Origin of the sequence: Pseudomonas sp. SR18 (assembly GCF_023701505.1) — a bacterium.
Classification (GTDB): domain Bacteria; phylum Pseudomonadota; class Gammaproteobacteria; order Pseudomonadales; family Pseudomonadaceae; genus Aquipseudomonas; species Aquipseudomonas cyclaminis.
In genome coordinates this window covers 66,073-86,127 of record NZ_JAMQAU010000024.1, presented here as the reverse complement: position 1 = coordinate 86,127, position 20,055 = coordinate 66,073, and the positions used below count along the sequence as shown (strand labels likewise).

At 60.9% G+C, this 20,055-nt stretch carries 19 protein-coding genes; 11 read left to right on the top strand and 8 right to left on the bottom strand.

Going from position 1 to position 20,055, the window contains the following annotated elements:
* Positions 1-250 precede the first annotated feature (250 nt).
* The 4 genes from NDJ82_RS26050 to antA form a co-directional block, all read right to left on the bottom strand.
* Positions 251-1,654: an amino acid permease gene (locus NDJ82_RS26050; protein ID WP_099587230.1), complete on the bottom strand. Its 1,404-nt coding sequence runs from the start codon at positions 1,652-1,654 to the stop codon at positions 251-253.
* Positions 1,655-1,726: 72 nt separating this feature from the next.
* A complete protein-coding gene (gene antC, locus NDJ82_RS26045; protein ID WP_112196740.1) occupies positions 1,727-2,734 on the bottom strand; it encodes an anthranilate 1,2-dioxygenase electron transfer component AntC in 1,008 nt (335 codons plus the stop codon).
* A gap of 94 nt (positions 2,735-2,828) precedes the next feature.
* A complete protein-coding gene (antB, locus tag NDJ82_RS26040; protein WP_099587232.1) occupies positions 2,829-3,320 on the bottom strand; it encodes an anthranilate 1,2-dioxygenase small subunit in 492 nt (163 codons plus the stop codon).
* Positions 3,320-4,711 carry an anthranilate 1,2-dioxygenase large subunit gene (gene antA, locus NDJ82_RS26035; protein WP_191948335.1) on the bottom strand — a complete coding sequence of 464 codons (1,392 nt, stop codon included), beginning with the start codon at positions 4,709-4,711 and terminating at the stop codon, positions 3,320-3,322. The genes antB and antA overlap by 1 nt, the downstream gene beginning before the upstream one ends.
* A 315-nt stretch (positions 4,712-5,026) precedes the next feature.
* Between antA and NDJ82_RS26030 the strand changes: the two genes are divergently transcribed.
* Positions 5,027-6,019: an AraC family transcriptional regulator gene (locus tag NDJ82_RS26030; RefSeq protein ID WP_099587234.1), complete on the top strand. Its 993-nt coding sequence runs from the start codon at positions 5,027-5,029 to the stop codon at positions 6,017-6,019.
* Positions 6,020-6,023: 4 nt separating this feature from the next.
* On the opposite strand, the gene NDJ82_RS26025 is transcribed toward NDJ82_RS26030, so the two are convergent.
* Positions 6,024-6,899, bottom strand: coding sequence for a LysR family transcriptional regulator (locus NDJ82_RS26025; RefSeq protein ID WP_250926579.1), 876 nt, complete (start codon positions 6,897-6,899; stop codon positions 6,024-6,026).
* Positions 6,900-7,013: 114 nt separating this feature from the next.
* Here NDJ82_RS26025 and NDJ82_RS26020 point away from each other — a divergent pair, with 114 nt between their 5' ends.
* From NDJ82_RS26020 to catA, 3 genes are read left to right on the top strand one after another with little or no spacing between them, the layout of a single operon-like run.
* Complete coding sequence (locus NDJ82_RS26020) at positions 7,014-8,141, top strand: muconate cycloisomerase family protein (RefSeq protein WP_112196737.1); 1,128 nt, start codon at positions 7,014-7,016, stop codon at positions 8,139-8,141.
* A 12-nt stretch (positions 8,142-8,153) separates the two neighbouring features.
* Positions 8,154-8,444: a muconolactone Delta-isomerase gene (catC, locus tag NDJ82_RS26015; protein WP_112196736.1), complete on the top strand. Its 291-nt coding sequence runs from the start codon at positions 8,154-8,156 to the stop codon at positions 8,442-8,444.
* Between the two features lie 41 nt (positions 8,445-8,485).
* Entirely contained in the window at positions 8,486-9,415 is a 930-nt protein-coding gene (gene catA, locus NDJ82_RS26010; protein ID WP_250926578.1) for a catechol 1,2-dioxygenase, read from the top strand.
* A 276-nt stretch (positions 9,416-9,691) separates the two neighbouring features.
* Here catA and NDJ82_RS26005 read toward each other — a convergent pair whose 3' ends face one another.
* Positions 9,692-10,165 carry an Lrp/AsnC family transcriptional regulator gene (locus NDJ82_RS26005; RefSeq protein WP_003194103.1) on the bottom strand — a complete coding sequence of 158 codons (474 nt, stop codon included), beginning with the start codon at positions 10,163-10,165 and terminating at the stop codon, positions 9,692-9,694.
* Positions 10,166-10,309: 144 nt separating this feature from the next.
* Here NDJ82_RS26005 and kynU point away from each other — a divergent pair, with 144 nt between their 5' ends.
* Positions 10,310-11,560, top strand: a complete 1,251-nt coding sequence (gene kynU, locus NDJ82_RS26000) for a kynureninase (protein ID WP_158878351.1) — start codon at positions 10,310-10,312, stop codon at positions 11,558-11,560.
* 72 nt (positions 11,561-11,632) lie between these two features.
* The gene (locus NDJ82_RS25995; RefSeq protein WP_099587240.1) at positions 11,633-13,039 is read left to right on the top strand and encodes an amino acid permease; all 1,407 of its coding nucleotides are present in this window, start codon (positions 11,633-11,635) and stop codon (positions 13,037-13,039) included.
* Here the strand turns inward: NDJ82_RS25995 and NDJ82_RS25990 are convergent.
* Positions 12,985-13,881, bottom strand: coding sequence for a LysR family transcriptional regulator (locus NDJ82_RS25990; RefSeq protein ID WP_250926577.1), 897 nt, complete (start codon positions 13,879-13,881; stop codon positions 12,985-12,987). The genes NDJ82_RS25995 and NDJ82_RS25990 overlap by 55 nt on opposite strands.
* A gap of 101 nt (positions 13,882-13,982) precedes the next feature.
* Between NDJ82_RS25990 and NDJ82_RS25985 the strand changes: the two genes are divergently transcribed.
* The 4 genes from NDJ82_RS25985 (at position 13,983) to NDJ82_RS25970 (ending at position 18,052) form a co-directional block, all read left to right on the top strand.
* Complete coding sequence (locus NDJ82_RS25985; protein WP_250926576.1) at positions 13,983-14,747, top strand: sulfite exporter TauE/SafE family protein; 765 nt, start codon at positions 13,983-13,985, stop codon at positions 14,745-14,747.
* Between the two features lie 118 nt (positions 14,748-14,865).
* Positions 14,866-15,456: an NADPH:quinone oxidoreductase MdaB gene (gene mdaB, locus NDJ82_RS25980; RefSeq protein WP_158878355.1), complete on the top strand. Its 591-nt coding sequence runs from the start codon at positions 14,866-14,868 to the stop codon at positions 15,454-15,456.
* 30 nt (positions 15,457-15,486) lie between these two features.
* Positions 15,487-16,383, top strand: a complete 897-nt coding sequence (locus NDJ82_RS25975) for a LysR family transcriptional regulator (protein ID WP_099587244.1) — start codon at positions 15,487-15,489, stop codon at positions 16,381-16,383.
* A gap of 223 nt (positions 16,384-16,606) precedes the next feature.
* A complete protein-coding gene (locus tag NDJ82_RS25970) occupies positions 16,607-18,052 on the top strand; it encodes a SulP family inorganic anion transporter (protein ID WP_099587245.1) in 1,446 nt (481 codons plus the stop codon).
* 21 nt (positions 18,053-18,073) lie between these two features.
* Here the strand turns inward: NDJ82_RS25970 and NDJ82_RS25965 are convergent, their stop codons facing one another.
* Positions 18,074-18,454, bottom strand: a complete 381-nt coding sequence (locus NDJ82_RS25965) for a lysozyme inhibitor LprI family protein (RefSeq protein WP_250926575.1) — start codon at positions 18,452-18,454, stop codon at positions 18,074-18,076.
* Positions 18,455-18,699: 245 nt separating this feature from the next.
* Here NDJ82_RS25965 and NDJ82_RS25960 point away from each other — a divergent pair, with 245 nt between their 5' ends.
* Positions 18,700-20,049, top strand: a complete 1,350-nt coding sequence (locus NDJ82_RS25960) for a GntT/GntP/DsdX family permease (RefSeq protein WP_244653895.1) — start codon at positions 18,700-18,702, stop codon at positions 20,047-20,049.
* The last annotated feature ends 6 nt before the right edge of the window (positions 20,050-20,055 follow it).

Here is a 20,055-nt window from a genome sequence, read left to right as displayed (position 1 = left end):
GTGGATGAGTCGGTGCTGATCTACAACGGGGAGCGGCCGCACTTATCCCTGAAATACAAAACGCCCGATGCGGTGCATCAGGCGTTTTGAGACTCAAACAGGTGTAAACCTATTTCAGGACTAGACAGAATGCATTCAAAACTGTGGGAGCTGGCTTGCCTGCGATGGCATCACTTGGGTCTCACTGTAAACCGAGTCGTCTGCATCGCGGGCAAGCCCGGCTCCCAAACAAGCCGGGCTCCCACAGGAATCACTGTGCGTTCACTACCGCGTTGCTTTTGCGAACCCGCATCCGATAGGCAATGTAGATAATCCCCACCCACACCGGCATCGCATACACCGACTCGCGAATCCCCGGAATCGCCAGCATCACGCTGATGATCATCAGCATGAACGCCAGGCACAGGTAGTTGCTGAACGGGAACCAGAAGGTCTTGAACGATGGCGTCACGCCTTGCTCGCCCATGGCCTTGCGGAACTTGATGTGAGTGATGCTGATCAGCGCCCAGTTGATCATCAGCGACGCAACCACCAGCGCAAACAGCAACTCCAGGGCACTTTGCGGCGCCACGTAGTTGACCACCACGCACAGCATCGTCACCAACGCCGAAATCGCCAGGGCTCGCAGTGGCACGCCTTGCTTGTTGAGTTTCATCAGCGCCTTGGGCGCATCGCCTTGTTCGGCCAGGCCAAACAACATGCGGCTGTTGCAGTACACGCCGCTGTTGTACACCGACAGCGCCGCCGTCAGCACCACGAAGTTGAGGATGTGCGCAGCGGTGTCGTTACCGATCAGCGAGAAGATCTGCACAAACGGGCTGCCGCTGTACGCGTCGCCCGACGCGCCGAGGGTTTGCAGCAGTTGGTCCCATGGGTACAGCGACAGCAGTACGGTCAGGGCGCCGACGTAGAAAATCAGGATCCGGTAGACCACCTGGTTGATCGCCTTGGGGATCACCTTGCGCGGTTCGCTGGCTTCGGCGGCGGTGATGCCTACCAACTCCAGGCCACCGAACGAGAACATGATGAACGCCATCGACATCAACAGCCCCATGCCGCCATTCGGGAAGAACCCGCCGTGGCTCCACAGGTTGCTGACGGATGCTTGCGGGCCGCCGGTGCCGCTGAACAGCAGGTAGCAGCCGAGCACGATCATGCCGACAATCGCCACCACTTTGATGATTGCGAACCAGAACTCGGTTTCACCGAAGAACTTCACGTTCAGGGTGTTGATCAGGTTCACCGCGACAAAGAACACCAGCGCGCTGACCCAGGTCGGGATCTCCGGCCACCAGAACTGGATGTACTTGCCCACGGCCGTCAGTTCGGCCATGCCCACCAGCACGTAGAGCACCCAGTAGTTCCAGCCGGCGAGGAAGCCCGCGTAACCGCCCCAGTATTTGTGCGCGAAGTGGCTGAAGGAGCCGGCCACCGGTTCTTCGACGATCATTTCACCGAGCTGGCGCATGATCAGGAACGCAATGAAACCTGCAATCGCGTAGCCCAGGATCATCGACGGGCCCGCCGACTTGAGTACCCCGGCCGAGCCGAGGAACAATCCCGTGCCAATCGCCCCTCCCAAGGCGATCAGCTGAATATGCCGGTTCTTCAGGCCACGCTTGAGGCCTACCGGGTTAACCATGTCATCCGCCATTAACGTTCCCTTCTACTTGTTTTTCTTGGGGTTGATTGCACGCCGCACCCGCCCCTCAGAAGTGCTGAGGAGTCAGATATTACTCTGCGTAAACTTTTCGTAATACAGCTGAACGCCATCAAGTGCCTGATCCGACAGCCATTGTTGGATGGATTCGACCATCGGAGGGGGGCCGCACACATACATATCCGCCGATCTGTCCCGCAATTCGGCCAGGTCGAAATGTTGGGTCAGGTAGCCGCGCTTGCCCGGCCATTCATCTGCGGCGTCGCTGAGGACTTCGGTGTAGCGAAAACCCGGCAGTTGCGCCGCGTAGGCCGCGATGCGTGGCGCTTCGCATAAATCCTCGGCGCCGCGCACGCCGTAGTAGAGATGCACCGGCTGCTCGCAGCCGGTGGCAGCCAGTTGATCAAGCATGCCCAGCAGCGCCGACAACCCAGTGCCACCGGCGACCAGCACCAGCGGCTGGGTGACATGCCGCAGGTAGAACGCACCCAGCGGTGCCTCCATCAGCAGTTCATCGCCGACTTGGCAGCGCTCACGCAGGTAGTTGCTCATCACCCCATCGGGCAGCAAGCGGATCAGGAACTGCAATTGATTGCCCGCCAGGTTGGCGAACGAGTAGGAGCGCCAACTGTTCGTGCCAGGCACCGAGAGGCGTGCATATTGGCCGGGCAGAAACTCCAGCGGCGCGTCCAATTGCACGTGGAGAATCGCTGTACTGGCCGACACCTGCTGCACTTTGCTGACTGTCCCGCGCACCTGCTCCGGGTTCGGCGCATTGCACAGGCTTGAATCAAAGTCGAAGTAAAAGGTGGCGTCGGACTTCACCCGCGTCTGGCAACTGAGCATCTTGCGTTGTTGCAGGTCGAGGCTGGAGAGGGCCTCGTCGTCCACGTAATCCTGGGTGTAATCGCCCGATTCGCAACGACCCTGGCAGGTGCCGCACACACCTTCGCGGCAGTCCAACGGGATCTTGATGCCATTGCGCAAGGCTGCATCCAGCAGGATTTCATTGGCGCCCACCGGGAAAAACAGGGTCTTGCCGTCGGCAAAACTGAAGGCCACTTTGTGATTCATGTGTTGTTCCCCACCTATTTATGACGTACGCACGGGTTGTTGTGGCAAGCCCGCTCACCACAAAAAGCACGCTCACCACCACAACAAGGGCGCTTTAGAGGTGATAGAAATCCAGCACCGAGTTGATGGTGTCGTTGAGCAACAACGCATGCTTGCGGGTGATCAACCAGCTGTCGCCATCGGGCTTGAGGCTGTAGGTGGCCTGTCCGTAAAACTGCTCCGACGTCGCCAGCCGATAGAACAGCGTGTGCCAGTTCAGCTTCACCTCCAGCGCGCCATCCGCCTGTTCGGCAATGCGCACGTTATTGATCAGGTGCAAAGTGCGCGGCATTGGCGTGGCTGACGCGGCCTTGCCGGTGCGCAGGCGAAAGATGCGGTCTTCCAGGCCGGAACGGTTGGCGTAGTAAATCAGCGACATCTCGCGTTTGGGATCGCGGGTGTACACATGTTCCGAGTCCCATTGCGGCAGGTGGAATTCACTCTGCGGGTCGAACAACTGTACATAGCCGTCCCAGTCCTGGGCGTCGCAGAGTTCGGACTTGCGGTAGAAGAACTGCTCGATCCGGTACTGCAATTGCGCGTTCATCATTCCACCTCCCGCAGTGTCAGCGCTTGTTTGTCCAGGCCCTTGAGCAGGAACTGTTGCCAATTGCGGTGCTGGTTGACGTACAGCCCTTCGTGGGTGAATTCGGTGCCGGTCATCGCCGGTTGGATGCCGATGGCTTCGCTGTTGGGCGTCGGCCCGGTTTCCCAGCGATGGCTGCCACGGGAGATATCGCTCCAGCGCTCCAGGCGCCCCTGGAAACCGCGCTGGGCTTCGCGAAACTCCACCAAATCGTCCGGCGTGCCCATGCCCGATACGTTGAAGAAGTCCTCGAACTGGCGAATGCGGTTTTCGCGGTCGGCGTCGGACTCGTTTTTCACCCCCAGGCATTGGCTGATGATTTCGGTCTTGTTCCACGCGACCGGACGGATGATGCGCAGCTGCGAGCTGATCTGGTCGAGGAAGAACAGGCTCGGGTAGATATTCAGGTTGCGCAGGCGGTGCATCATCCATTCGGCTTTTTGCTGGCCGTGCTCTTCCACCAGGCGCGGCATGATGGTGCTGTAGCCGGAACGTACGGAGGGATTGGGCATGTCGCTGAACAACAGGCTGTGGCCATTGTTGAAGGCGAACCAGCCGTCATCGGTGTTCGCATCACCCGCGCCGAGTTTGCTGTAGTCCAGTGTTGTGCCTGAAGCGGTGCCGTTCTCGGTATTGACCTGTTGGCGATGCTGCACGGTGGCCACGTAGTTGTAGTGCACGGTGCTCACGTGATAACCGTCCAGGCCGTTTTCGTTCTGCAGCTTCCAGTTGCCGTCGTAGGTGTAGGCGGATTTGCCCGGCAGCACTTCCAGTTCACCGGTGGCGGACTGCGCGACCATCATGTCGAAAAACACTTTGGCATCGCCGAGGAAGTCTTCCAGGCTGTTCGTGCCGTTCACGTCCAGGCTGATAAACACAAAACCCTTGTAGCTTTCGATGCGCGCCTTTTTCAGGCCGCGGGTGGCTTTGTCGAAACCCTCCGGGTATTCCCCCGGCGCCTTGACCTTCACCAGCCGGCCATCGCTTTTGTAGCACCAGGCGTGGAACGGGCAGGTAAACGTCGACTGGTTGCCCTTGCCGACGCGGGTCAGGGTGGTGCCGCGATGCTGGCAGGCGTTGATCAGCGCATTAAGCTGGCCTTCGCCATCGCGGGTGATGATCATCGGCTGGCGCCCGGCGCGCAGGGTCACGAAGTCGTGGTTATTCGCCAGTTCGCTTTCGTGGCAGGCGTAGATCCAGTTCTTTTCGAAGATCAGTTCCATCTCCAGGTCGAACAGCTCAGGCTCGGTGAACATGTCCCGGGCGATACGGAACACTTCGTCTGCCGGACGAAAATCCAGGCAGCTGTCGATAAAGCTTTTCCACTGCTCGACGCTTCTTGCACCACTCATGGGAGGCACCTTTTTGATAGGGGCTAATCGGTGGTTTATTAGAGGCAGCGGGGCAGGGCGCGGGCTATCCGCTTAATGGGGGAAGATGGGCCGCAAAGTTGGGCGCGCAGTACCCAACACGGTGCGGCGGGGTAACGCCATGCGCTACTGTCAGAGGGCGCAAGGGACGTGAAACGCGGTGACTTATCCACATAGTCGGCCGTTGCTATCCACTCCGTGGCGATACTGCCGGCGTGGCGCAGAACTTGCTGTCCAACAACGATAACGACGCGCCGCCAGAGCGCGCAAACGCCTAACCGCCGTGGGTGCACCCTGATGAGCAGCCAGACACGCGATATCCATATCCAACGCTTCGACCTGGAAGGCGCCCGCAGCTGGATGTCCGGCATCTGCGGGCCGCACCGCCTGGCGACGACGACCCCCGAGCGCCTGCGTTTCCACCACAGCGCCAATGTGTTCAAGTCCCGCGCCACGACGTTGGGTGTGATCGAGTACGGCACCGACGTGACCATCGACATCGAGGATGCCGAGCACTTCAGCAGCTATAGCCTCAGCCTGCCGCTGGTGGGTGAACAGGAGTTGAGCAAAAACGGTGAGCGCCTGAGTTCCAACCGCGATCAAGGCGTGATCATCTCGCCCAACGAGCACCAGGTGCTGGCGATTTCCGGCGACTGCCGCAAGCTGCAAGTGGTGATTACGCGGGCGGCGATGAGTGAATCCCTGGAAGGTTTGCTGCAACGGCCCATTGACGCGCCGCTGCGCTTTGAATCCGTGATGGACGCGGTGGACGGCGCCCCGGCGTCGTGGTGGCGCATGGCGCGCTACTTTATCGCCGAGTTGGAGCGCAGCAGCGAGCTGTACGAGCAGGCCGCGTTTACCCGCGACCTGGAAAGCTCGCTGATCAAGGGTTTGATCCTGGCCCAGCCGAATAACTACTCCGAGGAACTGCGCGACGTACTCGGCGTGAAGCTGCCGCATTATTTGATCCGCGCGCGTCAGTACATTCACGACAACGCCCGCGAAGCGGTGCACCTGGAAGACTTGGAAGCCGCCGCGGGCGTGTCGCGCTTCAAGCTGTTCGACGCGTTCCGCAAGTACTTTGCCTTGTCGCCGATGGCCTACCTGAAGAAGTACCGACTGGGTGCGGTGCGCCAGGAAATTCTTGAACATGGCTCTATCCGCACCATCTCCGAGATCGCCCTGGGGTGGGGCTTTACCCACCTTGGGCGGTTTTCGGCGGAGTACAGAAAACTCTTTGATGAATCTCCCAGCCAGACCTTGCAGCGCAATCGCCTACGCAGCCTCTGACCCTTCAGATCAGCTCTTCAACCAACTGCAAACAATGCCTGAGCCCCGGCGACTGATCATTCACCCTTCGGCTGAGAATAATCGGCGAGGTCGCTGTGGTTTCCACAATCGGCGTGTAACCGATGTCCGCCCGATGCAGCACCTGCACCGAGGCGGGCACCAGCGTCACGCCCATGCCCGCGCCGACCAAGCCAATCGCGGTCTGCAGCTCGTTGGTCCACTGCGCCACCTTGAGGCTCAAGCCGTGGGTGTCGAACAGGGCGATCACATGGTCGGCATAACTGGGGCGCGGGTTGCCGGGGTACAACACAAAGGGCTCGGCGGCCAGTTGGGCAAGGGTGACGGGCGCGGTGAGCAGCGCATGCCCGGCAGGCAGCACCGCCACCAGCCGATCCTCCACCAGTACGCGCTGGTCGATGGCCGGGTCGTCAATGCGGATGCGCCCGAACCCCACATCAATGCGCCCAGCCTTGAGCGCTTCGACCTGCTGCAAGGTGGTCATCTCCGACAGGCCCAATTCCAGCTCCAGCGCCTCATGGCTGCGCAGGCGGCGGATCAGCTCGGGCAACACGCCATACAAGGTCGAGGGCGCAAAACCGATGCCCAGCCAGGTCTTTTCACCCTGGCCGATGCGCCGGGTGCTGTCGCAGACCTTGTTCAACTGTTCAAGCAACAGATTGGCGTGCTCATAGAAAAACCGCCCGGCTTCAGTCAGCCGCAGCGGTCGGCCGCGCTCCAGCAGAATCACGCCCAGCTCATCCTCCAGTTGCTGGATCTGCCGGCTCAATGGCGGCTGTGCGATGTGCAGGCGTTCGGCGGCGCGGGTGAAGTTGAGGGTTTCGCCCAGCACCTGGAAATAGCGCAGATGACGCAGCTCCATGACGGCTCCTTTCATACCTTAAGAGTATTGTTCGAGACTAATTCTATATTGGCCCCCTGGAAAGACGGGGAACAGAATCAGCGCAAACCTATAAAGAACCCAACGGGTATTGCCATGCCGATTTGCGCCATTGAGTCGATCGAGACCATCATCGTCGACCTCCCCACCATCCGCCCGCACAAGCTGGCAATGCACACGATGCAAAACCAGACCCTGGTGATCATCCGCGTGCGTTGCGCCGATGGCATCGAAGGCATCGGTGAGTCCACCACCATCGGCGGCTTGAGCTACGGCAACGAAAGCCCCGACAGCATCAAGATCAACATCGATCGCCACTTTGCGCCGCTGTTGATCGGCCAGGACGCCAGCAACATCAACGCCGCCATGTTGCGCCTGGAGCGCAGTATTCGCGGTAATACCTTTGCCAAATCCGGGCTTGAAAGTGCGTTGCTCGATGCGCTGGGCAAGCGCCTGAACCTGCCGGTGAGCGAACTGCTCGGCGGTCGCGTGCGTGACGCGCTGCCGGTGGCCTGGACCTTGGCCAGTGGCAACACCGAGCAAGACATTGCCGAGGCTGAAAAGATGCTCGACCTGCGCCGCCACCGCATCTTCAAACTGAAGATTGGCGCAGGCGAAGTAGGCCGCGACCTGGCCCATGTGATCGCAATCAAAAAGGCTTTGGGCGAGCGCGCCAGTGTGCGCGTCGACGTCAATCAGGCGTGGGATGAAGCCGTCGCGCTGCGGGCCTGCAAGGTACTGGGCGACAACGGTATCGACCTGATCGAGCAACCGATCTCGCGTAACAACCGTGGCGGCATGGCGCGGCTGAACCTGTCGAGCCCGGCGCCGATCATGGCGGATGAGTCCATCGAGTGTGTCGAGGATGCCTTCAACCTGGCCCGTGAAGGCGCGGCGTCGGTATTCGCCCTCAAGATCGCCAAGAACGGCGGCCCACGTGCGGTGTTACGCACGGCGGCGATTGCCGAAGCCGCCGGTATTGGTCTGTACGGCGGGACCATGCTGGAAGGCGGCATCGGCACCCTGGCCTCGGCACATGCGTTCCTGACCCTCGACAAATTGGCGTGGGGCACCGAACTGTTCGGCCCGCTGCTGCTCACCGAAGACATCCTCACCGAACCGCCGGTGTACCGCGATTTCCAGCTGCATGTTTCCCACGCGCCGGGCCTGGGCCTGGCCATCGACGAGGAGCGCCTGGCGTTCTTGCGTCGTGATAAACACTAAGAGGCGCCTGCCATGTTGTTCCACGTAAAAATGACCGTGAACCTGCCCGTCGACATGAACCCCGAGCGCGCCGCCAGCCTCAAGGCCGACGAAAAAGCCCTGGCGCAGCGCCTGCAGCAGCAGGGCAAATGGCGCCACTTGTGGCGCATTGCCGGGCTCTACGCCAACTACAGCGTGTTCGACGTCGACAGCGTGCAAGAACTGCACGACCTGCTGATGCAACTGCCGCTTTATCCCTACATGGCCATCGAAGTGAACGCCCTGTGCCGACACCCTTCGTCGATCCATGAGGACGACCGTTGAGCCTGCTCTACACCCAATAATTACAAGATGAGGATTGCACCATGTCCACCCGACTGTCCCAGACTGTCCACGCCCAACGGTTTCTCGAAGAAGCCAGCGGCAACCTCAATGACGGCGGTAACCCGCGCACCAAAGCGCTGATCTACCGGATTTTGCGCGACACCGTGAACATCATCGAAGACTTGGACGTGACCCCCGAAGAGTTCTGGAAGGCGGTCAACTACCTCAACGAGCTGGGCAAGAATCAGGAAGCCGGGCTGCTCGCCGCCGGGCTGGGCCTGGAACACTACCTGGACCTGTTGATGGACGCCGCCGACGAAGAAGCCGGCAAATCCGGCGGCACCCCGCGCACCATCGAAGGCCCGCTGTATGTGGCCGGTGCGCCGCTGTCCCAGTACGAAGCGCGCCTGGATGATGGGACAGATGCGGCGGTGCCGCTGTTCATGCGCGGGCAGGTGCGCGACACCGACGGCAAACCGTTGGCCGGGGCGATCGTGGATGTTTGGCAGGCCAACACCGGCGGCACTTATTCGTGGTTTGATCCCGCTCAGTCGGAGTTCAACCTGCGCCGCCGCATCGAGACTGACGCCCAGGGCAACTACCGTTTTCGCAGCATCGTGCCGTCCGGCTACGGCTGTCCGCCGACCGGGCCGACCCAGCAACTGCTTGATCAGCTCGGGCGTCATGGGCAGCGGCCGGCGCATATCCACTTCTTTATCTCGGCGCCGGGCCACCGGCACCTGACCACCCAGATCAACCTGTCGGACGATCCTTACCTGCACGATGACTTCGCCTACGCGACGCGGGATGAATTGATTGCTGAAATTCGCTTCAGTGACGATCAGCAACTGGCGCGGGAGTTTTGTGTGCAAGGGCGGTTTGCGCAGATTGATTTTGACTTTGAATTGCAGGTGGCTGACGCGCCGATAGAACAGAAACGCATGCAGCGGGTTCGTGCCCTGGAGGATTGATCAATACGGTCAAAAATGTGGGAGGGGGCTTGCCCCCGATGGGCATAGGTATCTACACAACTTCCCGTGGATGCTGAATCTATGGCAACTGGGCTGTTGTGGTGAGCGGGACAAGCCCGCTCACCACAGAGTTATGTATAAGCCTTTGAGAGTTGTGTAGATACCCATGCCCCGATGGCGGTGCATCAGCCAAATATTCAGTGACTGTCACACTGCTATCGGGGGCAAGTCGAATCGTCGCACTGCCCCTCCCACATTTGATCTGTGTTGTGCTCGCTATTTGCGCAGCACCAAATCCAACACCTCATCCCGATCCTTGATCTTCTGCAACACAATCTCCGAGCGTATATCCATCACCCCCGCCGTGCGGTTCAGGTGGTTCACGATAAAGTCCGAGAAGTGCTTGAGGTTGCGCGCCTGTACCCGCAGTACATAGTTGCTGGCGCCGGTGATCACATAGGCGCTGGCCACTTCCGGCCAGCCCTGCACCTTCTTGATAAAGGTCTCATGCCAATCCTCCACGTCCTGGCGCAACGACAGGTGGACGATGGCTTCCAGCTCGATCCCCAATTGTTCGGCGTTCAGCACCGCGCGGTAGCCGCTGATGATGCCTTCGCTCTCCAGCAGGCGCAGACGGCGCAAGCAGGCGGAGGGCGACAGCGCGACTTTTTCCGCCAGTTCCTGGTTGCTGATACGGCCATCCTGTTGCAGGAAATGCAGGAGGCGCAGGTCGGTGGCGTCAAGAATCATGGTTAGAATAAATCCGCGTATTTGGGGGTTAACTTCGAATTTCCTACAGCTTAATTAGCTGGTTGCCCACCACTTTGCACGAAAATTCTGTAAATCTTCGTTCATTATCTAGTCCATCTTCACTTATAAAAACCAGGACAGACCATGACCACCCGAAGCCATTGCCAAGCCCTCGACGCCCAGGATTCGCTGGCGCCGTTGCGCAATCAGTTCACCTTGCCTGCGGGCGTGATTTACCTCGATGGCAACTCCCTCGGCGCCCGCCCGGCGGCATCGCTGGCGCGGGCGCAACAGGTGATTGCGCAGGAGTGGGGCAATGGCTTGATCCGCAGTTGGAACAGCGCGGGCTGGGCGGATTTGTCCCAGCGCCTGGGCAATCGCCTGGCACCGCTGATCGGTGCGCGGGACGCTGAAGTGGTGATCACTGATACCACCTCCATCAACCTGTTCAAAGTGCTCAGCGCGGCGCTGACGGTGCAGCGCCAACGCGCACCCGCGCGCAAGGTGATCGTCAGCGAAGCGAGCAACTTTCCCACCGACCTGTACATCGCCGAAGGCCTGGCCGAGTTGCTGCAACAGGGTTACTCCCTGCGTCTGGTGAACAGCCCGGATGAACTGCCCCAGGCCATCGACGGCGATGTGGCGGTGGTGATGCTCACTCACGTCAACTACAAGACCGGCTACATGTACGACATGCAGGCGCTCACTGCCTTGAGCCATGAATGTGGTGCGCTGAGTATCTGGGACTTGGCGCACTCGGCAGGCGCGGTGCCCATCGACCTGCACAACGCGGGAGCCGATTACGCGATTGGCTGCACCTACAAGTACCTCAATGGCGGCCCCGGCTCCCAAGCGTTCGTGTGGGTTAACCCGGCGCTGGTGGATTTGGTGCGTCAGCCACTGTCGGGCTGGTTCGGGCATACCCGGCAGTTCGCCATGGAGTCCAACTATGCGCCGAGCGCCGGCATCGCGCGCTACCTGTGCGGCACCCAGCCGATCACTTCGCTGGCGATGGTGGAGTGTGGCCTGGAGATTTTCGAACAGACCGATATGGCCAGCCTGCGCAGCAAATCCCTGGCGTTGACTGACCTGTTTATCGAGCTGGTTGAAGCCCGTTGCGCGGCGCACGGCCTGGTGTTGATCACTCCGCGTGAACATGCGCGGCGCGGTAGCCATGTGAGCTTTGAGCACCCTGAAGGTTATGCGGTGATCCAGGCCCTGATTGCCCGTGGCGTGATCGGTGATTACCGCGAGCCGCGGATTATGCGGTTTGGGTTTACGCCGTTGTATACGAGCTTTACCGAGGTGTGGGACGCCGTGGAAATCCTCGGTGAGATTCTCGACGAAAACACCTGGGACCAGCCGCAATTCAAAGTCCGCCACAGCGTTACCTGATTAAACCCCTCCCACAGGGATCCGCGACAATATCCAAACAGTGCAACCACAATAATAAAGAGGCACACCAACGTGACCACACCCGACACCGGCTTTGCCGAAATCACCCAACGCGAACTAGGCCTGCGGCGCCAGCTGACTTCCGGCCAGATGAGCATGATCGCCATCGGTGGTGCCATTGGCACCGGGCTGTTCATGGGCAGCGCCTATGCCATCGGTTATGCCGGGCCGAGTGTGCTGGTGAGTTACGCCATCGGCGCGCTGATCACTTTGCTGCTGATGGGGTGTCTGGCAGAGATGACGGTGGCCCATTCCACCTCGGGCTCCTTCGGCGCCTATGCCGAGTTCTACATCAGCCCGCTGGCCGGGTTCCTGGTGCGTTATGCGTACTGGGCGGCGATTGTGCTGGCGGTGGGCGCCGAGGTCACGGCGGTGGCGATGTACATGAAGTACTGGTTCGCTAACGTGCCGGAGTGGGTGTGGATCGTGTCGTTTTCCAGTGTGCTGATTGTGCTCAATGCGATCAGCGTGAAGACCTTCGGTAACTTCGAATACTGGTTTTCCACCATCAAGATCAGCGCCATTGTCGGCTTCATCATCCTGGCCGTGTACGTGGTGTTCGGCTCCGGCAACCCGGATTACGGCGTGCAGAACTACACCGCACACGGCGGATTTTTCCCCCATGGCTTGAGCGGCATGTGGATCGCGGTGATTGTGTCGATCTTCAGCTACCTCAGCGTGGAGATGATCGCGGTGGCTGCCGGTGAAGCCGCCGACCCGGAGCAGGCGGTGAAGAAGGCCTTTCGCGCAACCATCGTGCGGTTGGTGGTGTTCTACCTGCTGACCCTGGCGCTGATGCTCGCCATCGTGCCGTGGAGCCAGGCCGGGCAGACCCAGAGCCCGTTCGTCACGGTGATGCAGACCATCGGCATTCCCGGCGCCACCGGGGTGATGAACTTTGTGATCCTGATTGCCGCGCTGTCGGCGATGAACAGCCAGCTCTACATCACCACGCGCATGATGTTCAGCTTGTCCCGCGCCGGCTTCGCGCCCAAGTCCATGGGCGCCCTGAGCAAAAGCGGCATCCCGCTGAATGCGCTGCTGCTGTCCAGTTCGGGCATTGCCCTGGCGACCTTGTTGAATGTGGTGTACCCGCAAAGCTCATTCACCTTGATGATGGCGATCTCGATGTTCGGCGCGATCTTCACCTGGTTCATGATCTTCCTCACGCACCTGTTTTTCCGCCGTTATCGCAAGCGTCACGGCGGGCCGAAGCTCTCATTCCAGCTGCGCCTGTTTCCCTACAGCACCTTGCTGGGCCTGGTGCTGATGGGCGCGGTGATGATCACCACGTATTTCACCGAGGCGTTCAAGATGACGTTGGTGTTTGGCGTGCCATTCCTGCTGATTCTGTCGGCGGTGTATTACGGGTTCTTCCGCAAGGGCAGGGCCAAGGCGTCGAACAAGGCTTTGGCGTAACCGGGCAGTTGTTCGAACGAACGTGTGCACAGCAATAGCTGTCGGCGGGCCCAGTCTTCTGCCAGAGGCTGGGCCTTGAAGTGGCGCTCCAAATGCCAGCGATCCAGCGCGGCCTGGGGCACGATGCCCAGGCCAGCGCCCCGTGCGACCATCCGAATCACCCCATCAAAGCCCTCGGCGCGGATGCGCGTGTGTAAGCGAAACCCCGCGTTCAGCGCTTGCTCTTCCAGGTACACCGCCAGTGCGCTGTGGGCCGCGAGGCCGACGTAATCGTGTGGCAGGCTGTCGATAAAACTCACCGGGCTGGCAGCCAAGGGATGATCCAGGGGCATGATCAGCACCAGCGGGTCATCGCGAAAGGGCAGGGTCTGCAAACCGTGGGTATCCACCGCATCGGAGATGATGCCCAGATCCGCCGTGCCCTGGCGCAAGGCCTGGGTGATGCGCAGGCTGGGCAATTCCTGCAGGTCGATGTCGAGGTTGGGGTGTTCGCGCAGAAAATCCGCCAGCAGTTCCGGCAGGTATTCACTGAGCGCCGTGGTGTTGCACAGCAGGCGCACCTGGCCTTTGATGCCGTTTGCGTATTCCGCCAGGTCCTGTTGCAGGTGCTCGGCCTGTTGCAGCAGCAGGCGCGCATGGCGGGCCAGTGCTTTGCCAGCGGCGGTAGGGGTAACACCACGGCGGCCGCGCTCCAGCAGTTCAATACCAAAAGACGCTTCCATCGCACGGATGCGGGCGCTGGCCGCCGCCAGGGATAAATGGCTGCGGCTGGCGCCGGCGGTGATGTTGCCGGTGTCGAGGGTGTGCAGGTAGAGGCGCAGGTCGGTGAGGTCAAAGTGCATGGCTGGGGTTCTCGATGAGGCCTTCAGCCTCCCGCAAAACAAGAGGCAGCCTCAGTATATGGCGAATTTCCAGCGCACATCCAAACCCGCACAATCCCCCCATGACGACCTTCCTCGCGTTCTACCAAAATCTCGGCCCCGCCTTGACCCTGCTGGTGATCGGCACCTTTGTGCTGGCCGGCACGGTCAAGGGGGTCATCGGTCTGGGCTTACCGACAGTGGCCATGGGCATGCTCGGCCTGGCTATGTTGCCGGCGCAGGCTGCGGCGCTGCTGATCATCCCTTCAACGGTCACCAACCTCTGGCAACTGGCATTCGGCGGTCATCTGAGTGCCTTGCTCAAACGCCTGTGGCCGATGCTGTTGCTGATTTTCCTCGGCACCGGGCTGGGCACGCTGTGGCTGGGCATGGACGGCGGGCACTGGGTGGTGCGGGCGTTGGGCGCGGCGTTGCTGGTGTATGCGCTGAGCGGATTGTTTTTGCCCGCCTTCAAGCTCAAGCCGTCAACCGAACGCTGGTTGGGCCCGCTGTGTGGGTTGATCACCGGCGTAATCACCTCGGCCACCGGCGTGTTCGTGATCCCTGCGGTGCCGTGTCTGCAAGCACTGGGCTTGAATCGCGATCAACTGGTGCAGGCATTGGGTCTGTCGTTCACCGTGTCGACCCTGGCGCTGGCGGCGGGCTTGGCCTGGCGCGGTACCTTGGGCGGCGGTGAGGTCAGTGCCTCGTTGCTGGCGCTGGTCCCGGCGTTGTTGGGCATGTGGCTGGGCCAGGTGCTGCGCCAGCGCATCAGTGCGGTGCTGTTCAAGCGGGTATTTTTCATCGGCATGGCGCTGCTGGGCGGTCATCTGCTGATCGGTGGTTAACAATGCTTGCTGGATTCGTGCTTTTTGATCAAAGGTATTTTGCGGGGTCACGGCTTATTCCGAAGGGTTGGGGTCGATAGTCTGCGTCCAGACATTTTCAACTTCTGGATGCCCTCTCATGAAAAAAGTACTCCTGCTCAACGGCGGCAAAAAGTTCGCCCACTCCGATGGCCGCTACAACACCACCTTGCATGACACCGCACTGGCGTTGTTGGACCGCAACGGTATCGACGTCAAAGTCACGCATATCGACGAAGGCTACGATGTCGCCGACGAAGTCGCGAAATTCCTCTGGGCCGACGTGATCATCTACCAAATGCCCGGCTGGTGGATGGGCGCACCGTGGATCGTCAAGAAGTACATCGACGAAGTCTTCACCGAAGGCCACGGCAGCCTCTACGCCAGCGACGGCCGCACCCGTTCCGATGCTTCGCAGAAATACGGCAGTGGCGGCCTGATCCAGGGCAAGCAGTACATGCTCTCACTGACCTGGAACGCGCCGCAGCAAGCCTTCGACGACCCGAGCGATTTCTTCGAAGCCAAAGGCGTGGACGCGGTGTACTTCCCGTTTCACAAGGCCAACGAGTTCCTCGGCATGACCGGCCTGCCGACTTTCCTGTGCGTGGATGTGATGAAACGCCCGGCCATCGAGGCGGACGTGGCGCGCTACGAGCAGCATCTGGCGCAGGTGTTCAACCTCTCGGTGTAAGCTGCGGTGAACCGATAACGAGGACCGCCCGTGAAAGCCCGATCCGATGAGCTACAGATCTTCGTCAGCGTGATCGAGTGCGGCTCGATTTCCGCTGCGGCGGAGCAGGTCGGGCAGACGCCGTCGGCGGTCAGTCGTACCTTGTCGCGCCTGGAAGCCAAACTCGACACCACGCTGATCAACCGCACCACGCGGCGCATGGACCTGACCGAAGAGGGCAAGTACTTCTTCGAACAGGCCAAGCTGATCCTGGCGCACATGGATGAGCTGGAAGAGCGCTTGTCGTCACGCCAGAAAAAACCGGCCGGCCGGCTGCGTATCAACGCCGCGGTGCCGTTCATGCTGCATGGGATCGTGCCGTACATCGCCGAGTTTCGCAGCCTGTACCCGGAGATCCAGCTGGAGTTGAACAGCGATGACCTGATCATCGACCTGCTGGAACAGAGCACCGACATTGCCATCCGCATCGGCGCTCTGGCCGACTCGACCCTGCATGCGCGCGCCCTCGGGTGTACGCCGCTGCACATCCTCGCCAGCCCTGACTACCTCAAGCAGTACGGCGCGCCGCAGACCGTCGCCGAGTTGGCCGACCACACGTTGCTCGGCTTCACCCAGACCGAAACCCTCAACCACTGGCCGCTGCGCCATGTGGAAGGCGACCGCTGGCTGATCCAGCCGAGCATCGCCGCGTCCAGCGGCGAAACCTTGCGCCAGCTGGCGTTGGAAGGGCAGGGCATTTGTTGCCTGTCGAACTTCATGACCAGCGCCGACATCGACGCCGGGCGCCTGGTGCCAGTGCTGGAGGCGTTCAACAGCGGTTATCGCCAGCCGATCCACGCGGTGTTCTACCGTAACTCGCAACTGGCGTTGCGTATTCAGTGCTTCCTGGACTTTATCCAGGCCAAGCTGGCGCGGTATGCGTGCTGAGACGCGCACGTCGGTCGTTGAGTGGATTTGCAGCGAGAGGGTGTGAGGTTCGCTTGAGACCGAGTCGCTGCCATCGGGGGCAAGCCCCCTCCCACATTGGAATGCGGTCAAGTGTGGGAGGGGGCTTGCCCCCGATGGCGGCGACTCGCTCTTCCAGACTAGCCCCGAGTTGATCAATTCCGTACCATCCCTTGCCTTATCCCCCGCAATTCCCTGGTACCTCATGAACCTCACCCGTCTGCGCGCCGATGCCCTGGCCGGCCTCACCACGTCTTTCGCGCTGCTGCCCGAATGCATCGCCTTTGCCCTGGTGGCTCATCTCAACCCGCTGATGGGCCTGTACGGCGCGTTTATCATCTGCACCCTGACGGCCTTGTTTGGCGGCCGGCCCGGTATGGTTTCCGGTGCGGCGGGCTCGATGGCGGTGGTGATCGTGGCGTTGGTGGTGCAGCACGGCGTGGAGTATCTGCTGGCGACGGTGCTGCTGGGCGGGTTGATCATGGTCGCCTTCGGCCTGCTGCGGCTGGGCAAACTGGTGCGCATGGTGCCGCATTCGGTGATGCTCGGCTTCGTCAACGGCCTGGCGATTATCATCGCGCTGGCGCAGTTGGAGCATTTCAAGAGCGGTGAAGCCTGGCTCAGCGGCACGCCGTTGTATGTGATGACCGCGTTGGTGGCGGCGACCATGGCCATCGTCTACCTGCTGCCACGCCTGACCCGCGCCGTGCCGCCGGCATTGGTGGCGATCCTCGGCGTGGGCCTGGCGGTGTACCTGCTTGGCCTGCCGACCCGTACCCTCGGCGACATGGCCCACATCGCCGGCGGCCTGCCGACCTTTGCATTGCCGCAGATCCCCTGGACCCTGGAAACCCTCGGCATCATTGCGCCCTATGCGTTCCTGATGGCCATGGTCGGCCTGCTGGAAACCCTGCTGACCCTGAACCTGACCGACGAAATCACTGAAACCCGCGGCTACCCAGACCGCGAAAGTGTGGCATTGGGCGCGGCGAATATGGTCTCGGGCCTGTTCGGCGGCATGGGCGGTTGCGCGATGATCGGGCAAACCGTGATCAACCTCAGCTCCGGCGGGCGCGGGCGCTTTTCCGGGGTGTTTGCCGGGGTGATGATCCTGCTGTTCATTCTGTTTCTGTCACCGCTGATCGAGCGGATCCCGCTGGCGGCGCTGGTGGGGGTGATGTTCGTGGTGTCCCAGCAGACCTTTGCCTGGGCGTCGCTGCGGGTGATCAACAAGGTGCCGCTCAATGATGTGCTGGTGATTATCGCGGTGACGGTGATTACCGTGTTTACCGACCTGGCGACCGCCGTGCTGTGCGGCATCGTGATCGCCGCGCTCAACTTCGCCTGGCAACAGGCCCGCGAGCTGTATGCCGATGAGCACCAGGAAGCTGACGGCAGCAAGCTCTATCGCCTGCACGGCACCTTGTTCTTCGCCTCGACTACGCCGTTTTTGAATCAGTTCGACCCGGCCAATGACCCGGAGCAGGTGACGCTGGATTGCCGTCACCTGAGTTTTGTCGACTATTCAGCGATTGCCGCGCTGATGACCCTGCGCGAGCGCTACACCAAGGCCGGCAAGCATCTGCGGGTGCTGCATTTGTCGGAGCGCTGCAAGAAGTTGCTCAAGCGGGCGCGGGTGCATCACGACTGATGGAGCATCTGTGGCGGGGGATCACGGCCCGACCAGGTCTTCCAGTTCCTGGGCGCGCGCCTGGGTCATGTCCAGCACACAGCCGGTGCCATTGACCTGATCGATGGTGCCGCCGGTGGCTGAGCCGATAAACCCGCAGTTGGCATCGCGGTACTGTATCCACAGGCGCTGCACGTCTTGCAGTTGCTGCTTGCGGGCACCTTCCTGGGCGGCGAGGGCGATCTTGTAGGCTTTGTTCAGACGCGTGTCCTGCACCTTGGCTTGCTTGGCGTTGCAAGTAACCATGTCGGCGGTAGTGTTGGCGCCGTCCATGCATTTTTTCAGCGCTGGGTTGTCGGCGGCGGTGGCCGCGCCGCAGACGGCGAGAAGCAGGGCGCCGGCGGCGAGAGACGTGCGAATCATGGGCGATGTTCCTGGCAACAGTGGATGTGCAGTCTATGACTCAACCGGCTGGGTTGAGTTTCCGGTTCTCTGATCTTCATGTAAGAACAACCCCTGAATTTTCATACGCAGGTGTCGGGCATATCCCAACGCGACAGCGCTTGTCTGTGGGCGAAATTTACTTTCATAAAATTTGAAAACACCCCTCGGTAATGATTTATGAGTTTCACAACCAAATCGACGTGACCCTTTCCGAGGAGTACCGCATGGCCGCATCACCGGGCTTCGGGCTGTTGGCATACGCTGCCATCGCCATCATTGCTTTGATCGTGCTGATTGCACGTTACCGACTCAACCCGTTTATCGTCATCACCCTGGTGTCCATTGGCCTGGCGCTGATGGCCGGGATGCCGGCGGACACGATCATGGGCTCGTATGAGGCGGGTGTCGGCAAGACCCTGGGGCATATCGCGCTCGTGGTGGCGCTGGGCACCATGCTCGGCAAGATGATGGCCGAGTCCGGCGGTGCGGAGCAGGTGGCGCGCACCTTGATCAACCGTTTTGGCGAGCGCAACGCCCATTGGGCGATGGTGTGCATTGCCTTCCTGGTTGGGCTGCCGCTGTTTTTCGAGGTGGGTTTTGTATTGCTGGTGCCCATCGCCTTTACCGTGGCGCGACGGGTCGGCGTGTCGATTTTGATGGTCGGCCTGCCGATGGTCGCCGGCCTGTCGGTGGTGCACGCGCTGGTGCCGCCGCACCCGGCGGCGATGATGGCGGTGCTGGCGTATAACGCGTCGGTGGGGCAGACCGTGCTGTATGCGATTCTGATCGGTATCCCCACGGCGATCATTGCCGGCCCCCTTTACGCCAAGTTCATCGTGCCGCACATCCACCTGCCGGCGGAAAACCCGCTGGAGCGCCAGTTTATCGAGCGTGAACCGCGCACCCGTTTGCCGAGTTTCGCGCTGACCATGGGCACCATCCTGTTGCCGGTGGTACTGATGATGATTGGCGGTTGGGCCAATGTAATCTCCACGCCGGGGACCGGCTTCAACCAATTCCTGCTGTTTATCGGCAACTCGGTCATCGCCTTGCTGGTGGCGACCCTGGTGAGTTTCTGGACGTTGGGATTGGCCCAGGGCTTCAACCGCGAATCGATCCTCAGGTTCACCAACGAATGCCTCGCGCCGACCGCCAGCATCACCTTGCTGGTGGGCGCGGGCGGCGGGTTGAATCGCATCCTGGTGGACGCTGGAGTGACCAACGAAATTCTTGGCCTGGCCCATGCGTTTCACCTGTCGCCACTGGTAATGGGCTGGTTGTTCGCAGCGTTGATGCGCGTTGCGACCGGGTCGGCCACGGTGGCGATGACCACCGCGTCCGGCGTGGTCGCACCCGTCGCCCTGGGCTTGGGTTATCCACACCCTGAATTACTGGTGCTGGCCACCGGTGCGGGTTCGGTGATCTTTTCCCACGTGAATGACGGCGGCTTCTGGCTGATCAAGGAATACTTCAATATGACGGTGATCCAGACCTTCAAGACCTGGACCGTGCTGGAGACATTGATTTCGGTGGTCGCCTTCGGTCTTACGTACGGTCTGTCTTGCATCCTCTGACCCTGG